The sequence below is a fragment of the Acinetobacter soli genome, from assembly GCF_018139125.1.
In the GTDB taxonomy this organism is placed as follows: Bacteria; Pseudomonadota; Gammaproteobacteria; order Pseudomonadales; family Moraxellaceae; genus Acinetobacter; species Acinetobacter soli.
This window is the reverse complement of record NZ_CP073241.1, coordinates 2,402,248-2,416,373: the sequence shown is the minus strand read 5'-3', so window position 1 is coordinate 2,416,373 and position 14,126 is coordinate 2,402,248. Positions and strand designations below refer to the sequence as shown.

Genomic DNA, 14,126 nt, shown 5'->3' with positions numbered 1-14,126 from the left:
CTAAAACACCTAGCATGATAATTTATCTATTTTTATTTTAACTTTTAGAATTAATTTGAGCTAAATTTTATTTAGCTCAAATTAATTAAAATATTTAGAAATCAACATCTAGTTCAACATTGTTCTCTATTAAATTATTTGAAGCAAGTTGTTCCATCAGTTTTTCTTCTAAAGTATCTAATTTAAGAAGATCTGCTCTTCCTTTAGATGTATTAAACCAATCGTTTATAAGATCTAATCCGCCATTACAATATTCTTCAAAAATCTTGATAGAGTCTTGTATATGAGATTCTTTCAAGCAAGTAGCATCACGCTGCTCCATTAACGCAAGCAAATAAATGAAACCGTCATCCTCAGAACTTGCATATGTGCCTAATGTAATTTGAATTCTATCACTAGAAAGAGGCTTCTTAACATTAAAACAATATCCCACCATTGCTGCAAATACCATGAGTTCTTTATTAAAGTCAAAAATTGCCGTCTCTTTGTCTTCAACAAGGAGTTTTACTAAATGCTCATGTTTCCGATCACGATAAACATTTCGGTTGCGCCAATCAATTTTGGTATTTTCTATGTTATTCATGCGGTTACCTCTTCAATGCTTGTGCGATCGACTGGGCAGTTATACCTAACAGTATCGAATTCTTGACCTTGAATAAAAATACTATATTTGTCTTTCGATCCTTGATCAGCTTTCACTTCTGCTACAAGGTTATATTCAGCACCAATCCGAGACCTAATATTTTCTTCGACAGAACCTTGCCAATGACTAGAAGAAAGTAAGAAAACAACTTGCTCAACTGATTCAGGAATAGATTTTGCCATATTACCTTTGTATTTATTATCTAATACTCCAAATGGTGCATCAATAATAAAGGGGGCTATTGCTCCTGGAGTAAGAATTTCTCCACTTGCATTTTTTCGTTTTGCAGCAAGCTCAATTAAACATGAAATGAAAGTTAGGCTTAGCAAAAGTTGTTGACCATCACTTTCCGCGACTTTACGACCCTGTCTATCTACTAAACGAATTTCATAAGTGTCTTTATTTACACTTGCCCTATAATCTTGGCGAACGTATTTTTCTAAAAGATTATTAATCATCGCAGGCAAGTCACTTACCATGGACTTTTCAGCATCTTCTAATGTAGATCTAATAAGGTTTTCAACTTGTTTTAAGATATCATGTGATTGCTTGTAAATAACAAGATCTTTTGATTGCGATTGGATTTGGTTCAATCTATTTGTCTTTGTGAGTAGTTCTTTTTTACTCTGATCAATTCTTGTGGTAAAAATTCCAATAGCACGGCTTTCTTTCATTTGAGTATCTAAATACTCTTTTCTCGTTTCTTCAATACTACTGATTTCGTCGAGTTGTATATTAGCTAATTTAAGTGAGATCTCTTCCAGTTGATTCTTAACTTTTTCAAATCTATCTTTTAAATTACTAATATCTCCGATGTTAGCCAATAAATGTATTTGAGCATCTTTATTTTTTTCACGTATCGACTTTAAAACTTCTCTTGCACGAATAACTCGATTACCTTGAAGTGGATCAGCTGCATTTTCGAGAAGTTTTTTAATATTTTGATAGGCTTGAGAACCTTCATGAATCTCAGCACCACAAATACAGTTTTTTTCTTGTAATATTTGATTTACTAAATTTTCATTATAGGGTGCAGGAATTGTACCTCTGAATTCCTCTTCATTAATGAAATCTAAAGCTTGTGATGCTAATTGAGCGCCAAAAATAGCAAATCCATATTTTGCAATTATTTTTTTTCTTAATAGTTGTTTTGTTTGAAGCTCATTTTCAATTTTTTTCTTTTCAGCTTCTAATATTTTTCGGTGTTTTAAATTTTCTTTGATCACGTTGTGATCACTTTCGTGCAGTCTTTTATCTAACTCAGAAATTTTATTTTCATACATTGCAATATTTTCATGGCACTTCTCAAGTCGATTAGTAGAGGTATGAATCTCCTCTTCTAATTTAGAGATTTCTGTAGAGAGCTTAGTAAGTTCACCCCCTTTATCTAGGTCTGCAATTTTACTTAGGTATTCTTTTTTAATAACATGTAGATCATCTAATGTTTGATTTGCTACTGTGAAACCTAAAACTTTATGAATTGCGGACTTTACTTTATTGTTGGCACCAGTATTTGATAAAGTAAGACTTCCAATACCTTCTCCCTGGAAGAAAAAGTAGTCGACCATATCTTTAGGGATGATAGAATTAATGAATAGATCTGGTTCATTAATCTTAGTGTCATTTGATTCTTTATTTTCATAAATAGAAAAATAAATTTTATTTTGATTTGTATTTTCTCTACGGCAAGTAAATCTTTTATTATCTTCAATAAAAACAATTTCAACAAAATTTTTTTTTTCTCCTTCATCATTTGCTGTATGATTCAGTAGTACCTTACTATCTTTGAAGTTTTGAGTGGTTTCACCAAAAAAACACCATCTAATTGCATTTAATAAAGCGGTCTTTCCTACACCATTTTCGGCATGGATTAAAGTAACATTCTTTTCCTTATCGGTAGAAAATTTAATAGTTTGTTTTCCATAAAATTGTCTAAAATTGTTTAACGTTATTGATTCAATTTTCATTTATTTTCCCCAATTTGAAAATCACCTGAGTTTCGAGCTTCATCAATAAAAGTACGTATATTTTTTCTACGTTGATATACACCTTGTTCTGAATATAGATATTGTCTTTCTTCATTCAATATCTTACGTGTTAATTGGCGAAGAGGTGTCTCTTTTTGAAACTCAACAACTCTCAGCGCTTCAGCAAATATTTCTTTAGTATCTTTTAGTTCAGACATTCCGTAACTCCAATGAATCAATCATAGATTCTATATCTACTTTATTAATAGCAAGTAAGGTGAAATCTTTAATTCTTTCTAATTCTGAAAATTTTAGAGTTTTTGCATAAGCGCTTTGATGCTCAGGACAAGGCAAAGTAACAAAATCATATATCGTAGCAATGTCTTTTCCAGGAAATTTTCTTAGAACTCGGCCTCTACGTTGTATATATTGTCGTGGATTTTTGGTACTTGCTAAAATAAAGGCAGTTTTACAAGCGGGTACATCAATTCCTTCATCAAGAACTTTCATCGCAACTAAAGCATCAATTTGTTCATTTTTGAACATCTCTAAATAGTTTTTGCGTTCAGATCTTGGTGTACTACTGATGAATTGAGCAGTTTTCCAATTATTTGATCTTAAGATTTGTGAAACCTCATCAATAATTTTATTGTCCTCATTATTTCTACCTTCACCTACATAAACTAGAGATAATTTACGTTCATCTGGAGATATGCTTTTTATTAATGAATTTAGAGTTGTGAGTTTGTTTACTGCTGAACCGAGTAAACGACTTCTTTGGGAGGAAAGAATCGCGAGCCTTGTCGCTTCATTTTTTTTCAATTTCCCATCTGATTGAGAAAGTATCTTGCCTATTTCATAGCAAAGAGAATCATATTCTTCTTGCTCTTCAAATGTTAGATAAGTGGGAATAATATGATATTCGTATGATGTTAAAATATTATCATTGATAGCATTTTCAAGATCATATTCATCAACTATACATTCATAATAATTGAGTAAATTTTCTTTTGCATAATTCGTAAATGGACTATCAATTTCATCTTCATCATCTATAAAAGGTGTTGCGGATAAACCAAGTCTAAATCTAGCATCAGGTAATGATTTATTAGTCTCTTCCGCACCATGTCTATGGCATTCATCTCCAATTAACATCAAATTCCTTGATGGTATTTTTGAAATGAGATCTTTGAAGTCTGAAGAAACTAAAGTTTTATTAACAACTAAAATACAAATAAAAGGGATTTGATTGAGTTGAAACAGAGATGTTTTAACTTTTAGATTATCGTACCATTGATTTTTATTTTCGTAACAACGAATTGGTATAATATTAAAAGTATTAGCTTCTTTAACCCATTGATTGGCTAAATCAATGTAAGGAACTGATATTATGACACAGAGTGGTTGATTGCTCTTCTGCATCGCTTCAAATATTTTAGTCAAAGCATATAATGCAGTTATTGTTTTTCCTGATCCCGTTGCATGTTTTAATATACCTTTAAATTCATTAGCCTTCCATTTTCTCAAAGCTACTTTTTGATGATCTCTGATTTTAAAAGAGTGTATACCTATGTGTTTAGGTAGTTCAGGTGTATTATCATTATTTGAGTTTTTTTCTTCAATCTCATTATCTAAAGTAGTAAATATTTTTTCTAAATCTAATGGATTGGTGTCTTTTATGATGTTTGATTTTATGAATTCATTTATTTTTTCATATTGTTTGGATAATACATCAATAGTTAGGGTGTTCTTGTTTTGATTATTCCATAAGTTCTCAAATGCATTAATATATTCGTTACCATAATCATTGAAAATTTCTTCATTCCAGCTTTTATAAACACTTATACATTCGGAATTAATGTCTTCAAAAAAAGCAGATGGTGTTTCATTTGCAGATCCTTGAAAAACAACAATATTATTTTCCTCATCATAAACTATACCAATTTTTTCATGATACATTCCTTTTCTTCTAAGAGCATATTTAATTTCTATTTTATTTATACTGATAAGATAACCTAAAATTAATAGCCGTTGATTATTTGATTCTTCAGATTTCATCATATCTAGTAAATCATCTATATATTTTGAAATTAAGTCTTGTTTTTTTTGAGAAGATGAATTCTTTATAATCTCATATTCATCGCGCTCTAATGGATGGCCGATAATTAGCCTTATATATCCATTACTTTGTACAATTCTGCTAATTCCTTTTAAGCTACTAGTTAGAATGGATGATGAAAAAAAACCAACGGCACGATCATATTTCACCGCACAGGATAAAATAGGCCGATAGAATTCACTATAGAGATTATTTTTCTCTGTGCGATAGACTGAAAGTAGGTTTAATGATTTTAATGTGTTCATATTCGAGAATGCGTATATTCCTAATACTTAGAAAGTTTGTTTTAGATTACAATCGATTTAAAAATTTATTCAACTCATTAAAAAATACTTTTACTTTTACGAAATCGGTATCAAACCCGATACTTAATCTTAAGCTATTCATGCTTTCTATATAATTTAAGCCTATAGAAGTTAAAACATAAGAAGGTTCAATATTTAAAGATGAACATGCAGAACCTTGGGAACATAATATTTGAGAATTTGTGATGAATTGATTAGCATCAAAATCTGGAAATCTTATGTTTATGATGTGAGGGATATGATCTATTTCTGGGGAGTTGATTAATCCTTTCATGTTGTTTGTTTCAGTCCTAATAAATTCATTTATTTTCTGAATTTGATTAAAACTATTTTCAATAGTCTTATCTTCTATTGCGGCACTGAAACCTAGAATTAGAGGAGTCGCTAATGTGCCTCCACGCAATCCAAATTCTTGCCCAGCTCCATGAATTACAGGTTGTATCCTTGTTTCTCGTAAATCTCTGATATAAAGAGCACCTATCCCTTTAGGGCCATAAATCTTATGTGCTGAGAGTGAAAGAAAATCTATATTCAGTTCATCTACGTCTATGGGTAACTTTTTATAGGACTGGGCAGCATCAACATGAAGTCTAATATCTCTTTCTAAACATGCATTGCCAATTTCTTTTATAGGTTGAATAGACCCTAACTCATTATTTACATGCATTATGCTGACAAGAGCAGTATCTTGCCTCATTGCATCTATAACATTTTGAGCTTTGATAATCCCATTGGCTTCTGGTGCAATATAGGTGATTTCATAATCATGTTCTTTAGCTAAAAAATTGCAGATAGCTAAGATACATTTATGCTCAATAGAAGATGTTATGATGTGTTTCCCTTTATTTTTATTAGCTAAAACATATCCTTTAATCGCTAGATTGTTTGATTCAGATGCTCCACTTGTAAAAATAATTTCACTTTTGTAAGCGCCTATTGAATTAGCAACTACTTCTCGCGCATATTCAATTTTTTCTGCTGTGATGCGACCATATTGATGTGCTGAGGATGGATTTGAGTAATCTTCTTGAAAAGAACGAAATAATTCGGTTTCAACAGAAGGGAGTAAAGGGGTCGAAGCAGCAAAGTCTAAATAAACCACGTTCTACTTAACTTAAATTTACGATTATATTTTGATGATACATCTTGAAGTAGTAGTTTTCAAAAAATAATAACTATATACGTCATACGTCAAATTATGTCGTTGAATCGCTTTTGTTTTATTTTTAATAAGTACGTTATTCGGTAGTAATTATTTTGATACAGGTAATTCATTAATGAACTTTATGATTTTCAACATAAAATGATAGGATTTCCTCTCTTTTTCTAGAATTTTTCTATATATATTTTAGTGAATAAAGTCGAGATTTTTGAAATTAATTATAAAAAATGCCAATTATCTCAATAAGATAATTGGCTTTAGTAAAGACTTCTTTTATCCAGTTATCCGCTGATCATCCCAATAACACGGTACTACAATCAGATTGTTTTCATGTAACCGTGACCATAATCTTACACCTAAATCTCGCTGCATATTTTGGACTGTGAAATTGGAAATCAGTAGGGTAGATTTCATATTGTCATAACGACTATACAAAACCTTATGCACCATTTCCAGGCGTTTTTCATGCCGGTCATGCAGGCCATATTCATCAATTACCAATAAATCAAAACTGGAGAAATGGTCGATGACTTCTTTCTCTGAGCGTGAAGTATCTGACAAGATATCCATCATTTTTTGAGCAATTTCTGCACTGGTATAGTAGCGTGCAGATTTTGTACTGTTATGCAGAATGTTGCGAATAATTGATGCACTCAGATGGGTTTTACCTGTACCTGGTGTACCAATCATCAACATGTTCGGGTTGTGGTCAGAAATAATCTGCTGTGCAAAGGCCTGACATAGCTTGATAGTATTGTCTTGTGCAGGGCATGCAACTACAAAATTCTTGAAGCCACGGTCCAGATAGCGTTTATTGAGCCCTGAGTTTTTGATTTTCTGTTGTAGCAATCGCTGTTGCAGTTCATCCTCATAGGCTGCATTTGAATGATGGACGGTTTCTTTGGCACACAATTTACAGAGCTTGTGACCAGCAATTTCTATCAGGGGTATATGATGGGTAGCGCAAAGTGTTTCCGTTGTCTCTGCGCGAAACTGGAGTGTTTTAAGCATGGTATTCATGACTGATCTCCTAAATCCACTTTGAATTTTCTAAAAAACTCTCATTTTTTTCTTCAAAATTTGAAGATGAAGATGAAGATGAAGATGAAGGGCATGATTCAAGCATGACTTGAGTAATACTCGGGCTCTTCTCAGGAGCTGCTTGAGCATTTACTTTTCGTTGCTTGGTTGATGCTTGAGCATTACTTGCGGATTTCCCCCAACGGGCTTGAGCTGCATTTTTAGCTTTATCAGATTTAATTTGCTGATTTTGCAATGCTTGGCTTTTTAAACTGCTTAAAAAATTTGAATGAATCTGCTCAGACTCGACTTCAAACAATTCCAGGGCCATCAGCGTATTTAACAAAGTTCTAGCCTTGGTGTGCTGCGGTAATTTCGTGATGCTACATACAGTAGCTAGGTCGTGAGGAATGGCACCATTTTTCCAGAAATCCATCATTAACAGCAGTGCCGCACCAATTTGTTCTGTTGTCATTCGTGCAAATTTCGCTTGTAGGTCGCCAATATAGAGTGGCATCCAAATTGAAATATCTTTATGCATGTGTTCACCTTTTTATAGGTATAAAGGGGCTAAGGTCATCGATTGGATGACCTTGTATATTTATTTGATCATGGAGCTAAGCTCATTAACCGGAGACGGGCCTGTTGGGCCAAGTCATCGTAATGAGCTTGCCCTTCATCCAGCATTCGCTGTAGCCAAAGTCTTAATGCTTGGTGATCATCGAAGCATTTATTGATTTCCAGCAAAAAGGCCAGATTGTGCAGTTTGGGAATGTGTAGCTCATGGATTAATTCACGAGCGACCATATCTGCTTCAGGGCTGACGACCACACCACCAAAGAAAGCTTTACTATTCATGTGCAAGCTCCTCTGTATTTAGTTTTTCCAGCATGGCTTCAAATGCACTGCCATCGCGGCGCGTAACATTGGGAATATAACGGCTATAGACCCGGAATAGCATTTCAGTCGTTGAATGTCCCAGCTGGCGTGCGATCCATTCCGGATTTTCTCCTGCCGACAACCAGAGTGTTGCCGCTGTATGGCGTGATTGATAAGCACGACGACTGGGTAGACGCAGCAGGCGTAAGAGAGGATGCCAAACGCGTTTATTGACTAAACGATAATCTAAAGGACCACCTTCTCGATTACAGAAGACAAATTCTGAACGTCCATTGTTCAGACTTTTTTGTTGTATGAGTGCATCATAAACACATTCACTCATCTGAATAGTACGATCGGAGCCATAGGTTTTGGTACCCCCAAGTTCACCATTAACTAAAGCTTCTCGAATGTGAATTTCACGACGTTGAAAATCGATATTTTTCCAGCGCAGTCCATCAATCTCACTGGTGCGCATTCCTGTGTAGAAGCGCACTATATAGTACGGTTTAAAGTCCTCCCTGACATGCTGCAAAATGAGCGAGACTTCTTGTAGCGTAAAAGGCATAACTTCAGTTTTTTGTGTTTTTAGATTTTTGATATTTTTATAAGGACTATCAAAATTATATCGTTCAGCTGCACTATCGAGTATCATACGTAACACTGTCATAATCTGGTTGATTCGTGATGGTGATAGGCATTCTTGGGCAACTCCGTAAGTCACTTTGGCGAGGGATGTACGGAATCCTAGAATGTCTGACTTTTTTACGTTAATAACTGGTAAACTGCCAAAATAAGGGATCAAATATTTCCTTAGAACAATTTGTATTTTTCCACGATAACTTGTTCGCCATTCGATTTCCTTTTCCATAACCCAAGTTTGGCAATATTCTGAGAACATGGGTGTTTTGGAACTAATTGCATTGACTCTATTTTCAGCTCCTTTGATTTCCTTTAAGCGAGCACTTTTGGGAAAATATTTGGCATAGTCAAAAATACCCAGCAGAATTTCTGCTTCCATGCGTTCAATTACTTTTTCAAGTTTTTTTCTGTTTTGACTATTGTCTTCTAAGGCTGTGGTTTCGCGACAACGCATGTTGAGATATCGAAAGTCGACCCCCAACTTGCCATATCGTGATCGAATTGCTGCCATAAAATTATCTCCTTATTGCAATTGAAGGGTATATAAATTACCTAACGTTGTTTTCGTCATGTCTTCTTCAATACGTTCCCACACGTACAGAATTTTTCGCCCACCAAAAGGGCGAATGTAATGAATGCCTTCGATAAGAACGCTGTCTTTTAACTGGTTGCGAATAGTTCTCTCGTTATAATGGATTCGTTGAGATAACTCTTTTGTAGTAAGATAGGTCAAGTTCATAAGCATTTCCTTTTAAAAAGTACCACAATGGTGTTATTAAATAACTCAATGCAATAATATATGCATAAATAACACTATGCAAGTACTTTATTACATAATGGTGGTAATTAATGATAGTTTGCAATTTGCCAGTACTTTTGGCAGAACGCCGGATGAAGGTTGCAGATGTTGCTAGAGCAACTGGGATGAGCAAGACCACTCTGCATAAACTTTATAATGGCCAGTCAACAAGGATTGACTTTGAAACACTTGAAAAACTTTGCATGCTGTTACAAGTGCAAGTCGGAGATGTATTACAATTTAAGCAAAATGATTCCGGAGATCAGGACATTAGCTGAAAATGTCTACGAATCTTTAAGTGAAGAAAAAATGAAAAGCAATAACAGCTATAATTACTAAAGATTTTTGTGCTTAAAATTGGTGACCAAATTTGGTCACCGTATCACAATCATGATAAAAAATATTAGTTAAATTTTTCTCAGCGTTAGCTGAGGTATTGTTAAAAAGCCAACCCAAGAATTGGGGAATTCTAAAAGATTTATGATTTAAAGTACTGTGAGATCATAATAAAAACATTGCTGAAGGCGTGAAAAAGTCACTTTTGGTCACCAAATGGCATTAGATCCCTTGATTTATCAGAATGAACCCTGAAATACTGCATATAAATTACTGAGGTTCATTTAAAATATTCTTTTTAAATCAACAAGAAAAAAGCCCTCATCTTTCGATGAGGGCTTTTTAGAATCTGGAGCGGGAAACGAGACTCGAACTCGCGACCCCAACCTTGGCAAGGTTGTGCTCTACCAACTGAGCTATTCCCGCAAAATGAGCAGTTTTAATCAAAAACTTTCACAAAAAATATCTGGAGCGGGAAACGAGACTCGAACTCGCGACCCCAACCTTGGCAAGGTTGTGCTCTACCAACTGAGCTATTCCCGCGTGCCGCCTATAATACATTAAGAAAAACAAGGGTCAACACCTTTATGCAAATAAATCGACTGATTGAATAAAATAAAGGCAGTATAAGCTTAAAACGTCCCGTATTGGCTAAGAGGTGATCGAAAATGAATGTGATTTCTTGGGCGGGTATTCAATAAATGATCAATGAAAACAGAGAGAACACGATATACTGCCTAGAAGTTGAATCTATAAAAGGAAAACGCATGAGCCTTGAACAGCAATTAACAGAGCGATTGATGTCACTGAATCCTATTCATCTTGAGGTCATCAATGAGTCGGCCGGTCATGGAGGATATTTTCCGGGAAAAGAAAGCCATTTTAAAGTTGTGGTGGTCAGTCCGATATTTGATGGATTACGTTTGGTACAGCGTCACCAGAAAGTTTATGCGCTAGCTGCCGATTTAATGAGCCCGGCACGTATTCATGCTTTGGCCATTCATGCTTATGTTCCTCAAGAGTGGCAAGGGCAGGCACCTGATAGCCCAGATTGTGCACATGCACCGAAACGTTGAGGTGATAAAATATGGATGCGCATCTCATCACTAAAATAATTCATATGACTGCGGTGACCGTCGCACTGGTCGTCTTTGTTGCTCGTGCTTTCACCTTATTTATCGGTACGCAAAATCAGCAGCCCAACCCAATTGCCCGTGTGCCGCTCACAGCCTTGCAACATTTAAGTTATAGCATTGTGCTGATAACGGGTGTTGTATTACTGTTTATGAAGCATTTTCAGGTTCAGCCTTGGTTTTATGCCAAGATGGTTCTGTTTTTGGTACTGTTGTCATCGCTCATGAAAGCCTTTAAAAAGGATAATCAAATTTTACTGGTCCAACGTCGTGCCGGACTATTCTTGGGGGCGATTGCATTTGTGGCAATCATGAGTCTGGTGATCATCAAACCAGTTTTTAACTAATTGTTTGACATACTTTTCCTTTTATTTCATATGCTGGGTTAAACTGTGTACGAAAGAAAAATAAACACGAAGCGGGGGAAGTATGCTGACAAGAGTGGTATTCAATCAAAAAGGTGGGGTTGGAAAATCCAGTATTACGGTAAATCTGGCCGCAATCAGTGCCAAGCATTTTAAAACCTTAGTAATCGATCTTGACCCACAGGCCAACTCCACCCAGTATTTGCTGGGTGAAGCGGCCACCTATGCGGCAGACAAACCCGTACTTGAGCCCAATATTGAAAATTTCTACGACGATGTACTCGGTGGAAATCAGCCCAAAGGCTTGATTGGCAATGCCATCGGCTCACTTTTGAAATCGCGTGCCAAAGGGCTCGACAGTTTTATTCATCCTACCGCGTTTCCTCAATTAGATGTGCTTCCTGCTAGCCCAAAACTGGGTAGTCTTGAACATGCGCTCGAGTCCAAGCATAAAATTTATAAATTGCGTGATGCGATTACCTCACTTGCTGGTCAATATGACCGGATTTATATTGATACGCCGCCCGCATTCAATTTCTTTACTTTATCGGCATTAATCGCGGCCGATCGTGTCCTGATCCCTTTTGATTGTGATGTATTTTCCAAACGTGCGTTACAAACATTGATTGAAAATGTGATCGAAACCCAAGATGATCATAATGATCGTCTCGAAATTGAAGGAATTGTGGTCAATCAGTTTCAGGCACAAGCCAAACTTCCACGCGAAGTGGTGCAACAATTGAAAGATGAAGGCTTACCTGTACTCAATCATATGTTGCCGCCTTCAGTATTGATGAAGGAATCACATCTAAAGAACTTGCCGTTGGTTCATTTGGCACCTGAACATAAACTGACCTTGGCCTATCAAGCGTTGTTCAGGGAAATCGAATCGCTTTAAAGGGAATCATATATGAAAGGTTTAAATGTTGTGCCTTTAGTGGCCGCTAGTTTACTGCTCGGTGCATGTGCAACCACTGTAAAACCCACCTACGTTTCACCTACGCAGTATCAATCACTTAATTGCTCGCAATTGCAAAGTGAATACAATCGGATTCAGACGTATATTAACAGCGGCGTACAAACACCCAAACGTACAGGTGTCGGTGTTGGCTTAGGGCTCGGTGGTGGTTGGGGACGTGGCGGTTGGGGCTTTGGACCGTCGGTTTCGGTTAATCTTGGTCAGTCATCTGAAACCAAAAACACGGAATTATCTCGTGTTTTGGGCCAGCAGCAGGCGATTGCTCAAGCTGCACAGTTTAAAAATTGCCCGATTATGACTGGCAAACGATAAGGATTTTATCGTAAGCCTTCGGTTTTACGCACAAGTTTGGTGTAAAACCGAAAATTAAGTTTTTCAAAATATTATTAAAATTGTTTATAAAAATTAAAATCTTATAAAATAGTACTGCTGTTTTTGTGTCGATTTTCCTGTGCGGTCAGTGTATAAAACTTGTCAGATGAAATGACTTTCCTATAAGGTGTGCTGCTTCTTCATCATTATGGATACTGCATGATTGAGAGTTGGTTTTTTGTCATCGCGATGATCGCGGTACTGCTGATTCCAGGGCCAACCAACGCCCTGCTGGCCAGTGCTGCCCACCAGCAAGGTATTGTAAAAACAGCTTATGCGGTGCCAGCAGAGTGGCTGGGATACATTTATGGCATTAGCCTCTGGGCCATTTTTATTCACTTGGGTGAACCCATCTGGCCTGCTTTGATTCCGATTTTGCATACCATTAGTGCCATGTATGTCATTTGGCTGGCATTTAATTTATGGAAAAGTTCACATCTTGAGCGTCATAGTCAGCAACACATCTCGATTAAACCACGTCAGATCTTTTTTGCCAGTTTAAAAAATCCGAAAGCCTTGCTGTTTGCTGCGGGTATTTTCCCGCCCGAAACTTGGGAGTCGCTCTACAATACCGTGCATGTCTTTATATTGTTTAGCCTGATTTTGTTGCCTGTTGCGTTCTTTTGGATGTGTTTTGGGCGTGCTTTGCTGGCAGGAAATGTTCGTGGTGTGCGGGCAGAACATTTGTATAAAGGTTCTGCCTTGCTGTTGGTGGTCTGTATGCTTCCGGTGATTTTTAGATTCTTTTAAGCGTTTATTTTTGCAAAGTTTGGCGTCTATTTAGATATTTTTGGCGTACAAACCCGATCACGCCAGGCAAAATACTTAAAATAATAATGCCAAAAATCAAATGCGTGAAATTGTCTTTGACCACAGGCATATTGCCAAACAAATACCCAAGCGTAATAAACGAGCCAATCCATAAAAAGGCACCCACGACGTTATAACTTAGGAAAAATTTGTAATTCATACTGCCTGCGCCTGCTACAAACGGCGCAAAGGTACGAGCAAACGGAATAAAGCGTGCAAAAATAATGGTTTTGCCGCCATGACGCTCAAAAAAAGCATGGGTTTTGACCAAATGTGACTTGTTGATAAAACGAGAGTTCATTTCAAACACACGCGGTCCGATAAAGCGTCCGATGTGATAATTCAACGTATCACCCAGCACCGCTGCAATAAATAACAGCAAACCCAGTAGCCAAGGATCCATGGCACCGGTTGAGGCAGCCAGCGCACCGGCTGCAAATAATAAACTGTCACCTGGTAAAAACGGCATGACCACCAAACCAGTTTCTACAAAAATAATCAGAAACAAGATGGCATAGATCCAGACTCCATAATTTCGAATGAATTCAAGGAGGTGGTCATCAACATGTAAAATAAAATCGAAGAGTTCCATGGG

The 14,126-nt window shown here is 36.3% G+C and carries 17 protein-coding genes and 2 tRNA genes; 6 read left to right on the top strand and 13 right to left on the bottom strand.

Going from position 1 to position 14,126, the window contains the following annotated elements; genetic code table 11:
* Nucleotides 1-94: 94 nt before the first annotated feature.
* From KCV09_RS11165 to KCV09_RS11120, 10 genes are all read right to left on the bottom strand, one after another.
* Nucleotides 95-583, bottom strand: coding sequence for a DNA phosphorothioation-associated protein 4 (locus KCV09_RS11165; protein ID WP_212515135.1), 489 nt, complete (start codon nucleotides 581-583; stop codon nucleotides 95-97).
* Entirely contained in the window at nucleotides 580-2,610 is a 2,031-nt protein-coding gene (locus tag KCV09_RS11160) for an AAA family ATPase (protein ID WP_212515134.1), read from the bottom strand. Before KCV09_RS11160 ends, KCV09_RS11165 begins: the two co-directional genes overlap by 4 nt.
* Complete coding sequence (locus tag KCV09_RS11155; RefSeq protein ID WP_004956613.1) at nucleotides 2,607-2,828, bottom strand: hypothetical protein; 222 nt, start codon at nucleotides 2,826-2,828, stop codon at nucleotides 2,607-2,609. The genes KCV09_RS11160 and KCV09_RS11155 overlap by 4 nt, the downstream gene beginning before the upstream one ends.
* On the bottom strand, nucleotides 2,821-4,974 hold the full coding sequence (locus KCV09_RS11150; protein WP_212515133.1) for a DEAD/DEAH box helicase family protein: 2,154 nt from the start codon (nucleotides 4,972-4,974) through the stop codon (nucleotides 2,821-2,823). Before KCV09_RS11150 ends, KCV09_RS11155 begins: the two co-directional genes overlap by 8 nt.
* A 46-nt stretch (nucleotides 4,975-5,020) precedes the next feature.
* On the bottom strand, nucleotides 5,021-6,136 hold the full coding sequence (locus KCV09_RS11145; protein ID WP_212515132.1) for a cysteine desulfurase family protein: 1,116 nt from the start codon (nucleotides 6,134-6,136) through the stop codon (nucleotides 5,021-5,023).
* A gap of 333 nt (nucleotides 6,137-6,469) precedes the next feature.
* A complete protein-coding gene (locus KCV09_RS11140; RefSeq protein WP_212515131.1) occupies nucleotides 6,470-7,216 on the bottom strand; it encodes an ATP-binding protein in 747 nt (248 codons plus the stop codon).
* A 10-nt stretch (nucleotides 7,217-7,226) separates the two neighbouring features.
* Nucleotides 7,227-7,757 carry a DUF1376 domain-containing protein gene (locus KCV09_RS11135; RefSeq protein WP_212515130.1) on the bottom strand — a complete coding sequence of 177 codons (531 nt, stop codon included), beginning with the start codon at nucleotides 7,755-7,757 and terminating at the stop codon, nucleotides 7,227-7,229.
* 68 nt (nucleotides 7,758-7,825) lie between these two features.
* Nucleotides 7,826-8,074: a hypothetical protein gene (locus tag KCV09_RS11130; protein WP_004905625.1), complete on the bottom strand. Its 249-nt coding sequence runs from the start codon at nucleotides 8,072-8,074 to the stop codon at nucleotides 7,826-7,828.
* A complete protein-coding gene (locus KCV09_RS11125) occupies nucleotides 8,067-9,248 on the bottom strand; it encodes an Arm DNA-binding domain-containing protein (RefSeq protein ID WP_212515129.1) in 1,182 nt (393 codons plus the stop codon). Before KCV09_RS11125 ends, KCV09_RS11130 begins: the two co-directional genes overlap by 8 nt.
* 12 nt (nucleotides 9,249-9,260) lie before the next feature.
* A complete protein-coding gene (locus KCV09_RS11120; RefSeq protein ID WP_212515128.1) occupies nucleotides 9,261-9,476 on the bottom strand; it encodes a hypothetical protein in 216 nt (71 codons plus the stop codon).
* Nucleotides 9,477-9,586: 110 nt separating this feature from the next.
* On the opposite strand from KCV09_RS11120, the gene KCV09_RS11115 reads away from it, so the two are divergent.
* Complete coding sequence (locus KCV09_RS11115; protein WP_212515127.1) at nucleotides 9,587-9,814, top strand: helix-turn-helix domain-containing protein; 228 nt, start codon at nucleotides 9,587-9,589, stop codon at nucleotides 9,812-9,814.
* Nucleotides 9,815-10,222: 408 nt separating this feature from the next.
* Here KCV09_RS11115 and KCV09_RS11110 read toward each other — a convergent pair.
* Both KCV09_RS11110 and KCV09_RS11105 read right to left on the bottom strand, forming a co-directional pair.
* Nucleotides 10,223-10,298, bottom strand: a tRNA-Gly gene (locus KCV09_RS11110).
* Between the two features lie 41 nt (nucleotides 10,299-10,339).
* A tRNA-Gly gene (locus KCV09_RS11105) sits at nucleotides 10,340-10,415 on the bottom strand.
* 224 nt (nucleotides 10,416-10,639) lie between these two features.
* Here KCV09_RS11105 and KCV09_RS11100 point away from each other — a divergent pair.
* The 5 genes from KCV09_RS11100 to KCV09_RS11080 all read left to right on the top strand — a co-directional run bounded on the left by KCV09_RS11100 (nucleotide 10,640) and on the right by KCV09_RS11080 (nucleotide 13,471).
* Nucleotides 10,640-10,948: a BolA family protein gene (locus tag KCV09_RS11100; RefSeq protein WP_004941637.1), complete on the top strand. Its 309-nt coding sequence runs from the start codon at nucleotides 10,640-10,642 to the stop codon at nucleotides 10,946-10,948.
* An 11-nt stretch (nucleotides 10,949-10,959) separates the two neighbouring features.
* Entirely contained in the window at nucleotides 10,960-11,352 is a 393-nt protein-coding gene (locus KCV09_RS11095) for a SirB2 family protein (RefSeq protein WP_004941634.1), read from the top strand.
* Between the two features lie 82 nt (nucleotides 11,353-11,434).
* Complete coding sequence (locus tag KCV09_RS11090; protein ID WP_004941632.1) at nucleotides 11,435-12,268, top strand: ParA family protein; 834 nt, start codon at nucleotides 11,435-11,437, stop codon at nucleotides 12,266-12,268.
* Nucleotides 12,269-12,280: 12 nt separating this feature from the next.
* On the top strand, nucleotides 12,281-12,661 hold the full coding sequence (locus KCV09_RS11085) for a hypothetical protein (protein ID WP_004941629.1): 381 nt from the start codon (nucleotides 12,281-12,283) through the stop codon (nucleotides 12,659-12,661).
* A gap of 219 nt (nucleotides 12,662-12,880) precedes the next feature.
* Nucleotides 12,881-13,471: a LysE family translocator gene (locus KCV09_RS11080; protein ID WP_004941627.1), complete on the top strand. Its 591-nt coding sequence runs from the start codon at nucleotides 12,881-12,883 to the stop codon at nucleotides 13,469-13,471.
* Between the two features lie 4 nt (nucleotides 13,472-13,475).
* Here the strand turns inward: KCV09_RS11080 and KCV09_RS11075 are convergent, their stop codons facing one another.
* Nucleotides 13,476-14,123: a DedA family protein gene (locus tag KCV09_RS11075; RefSeq protein WP_004941624.1), complete on the bottom strand. Its 648-nt coding sequence runs from the start codon at nucleotides 14,121-14,123 to the stop codon at nucleotides 13,476-13,478.
* Nucleotides 14,124-14,126: the final 3 nt, after the last annotated feature.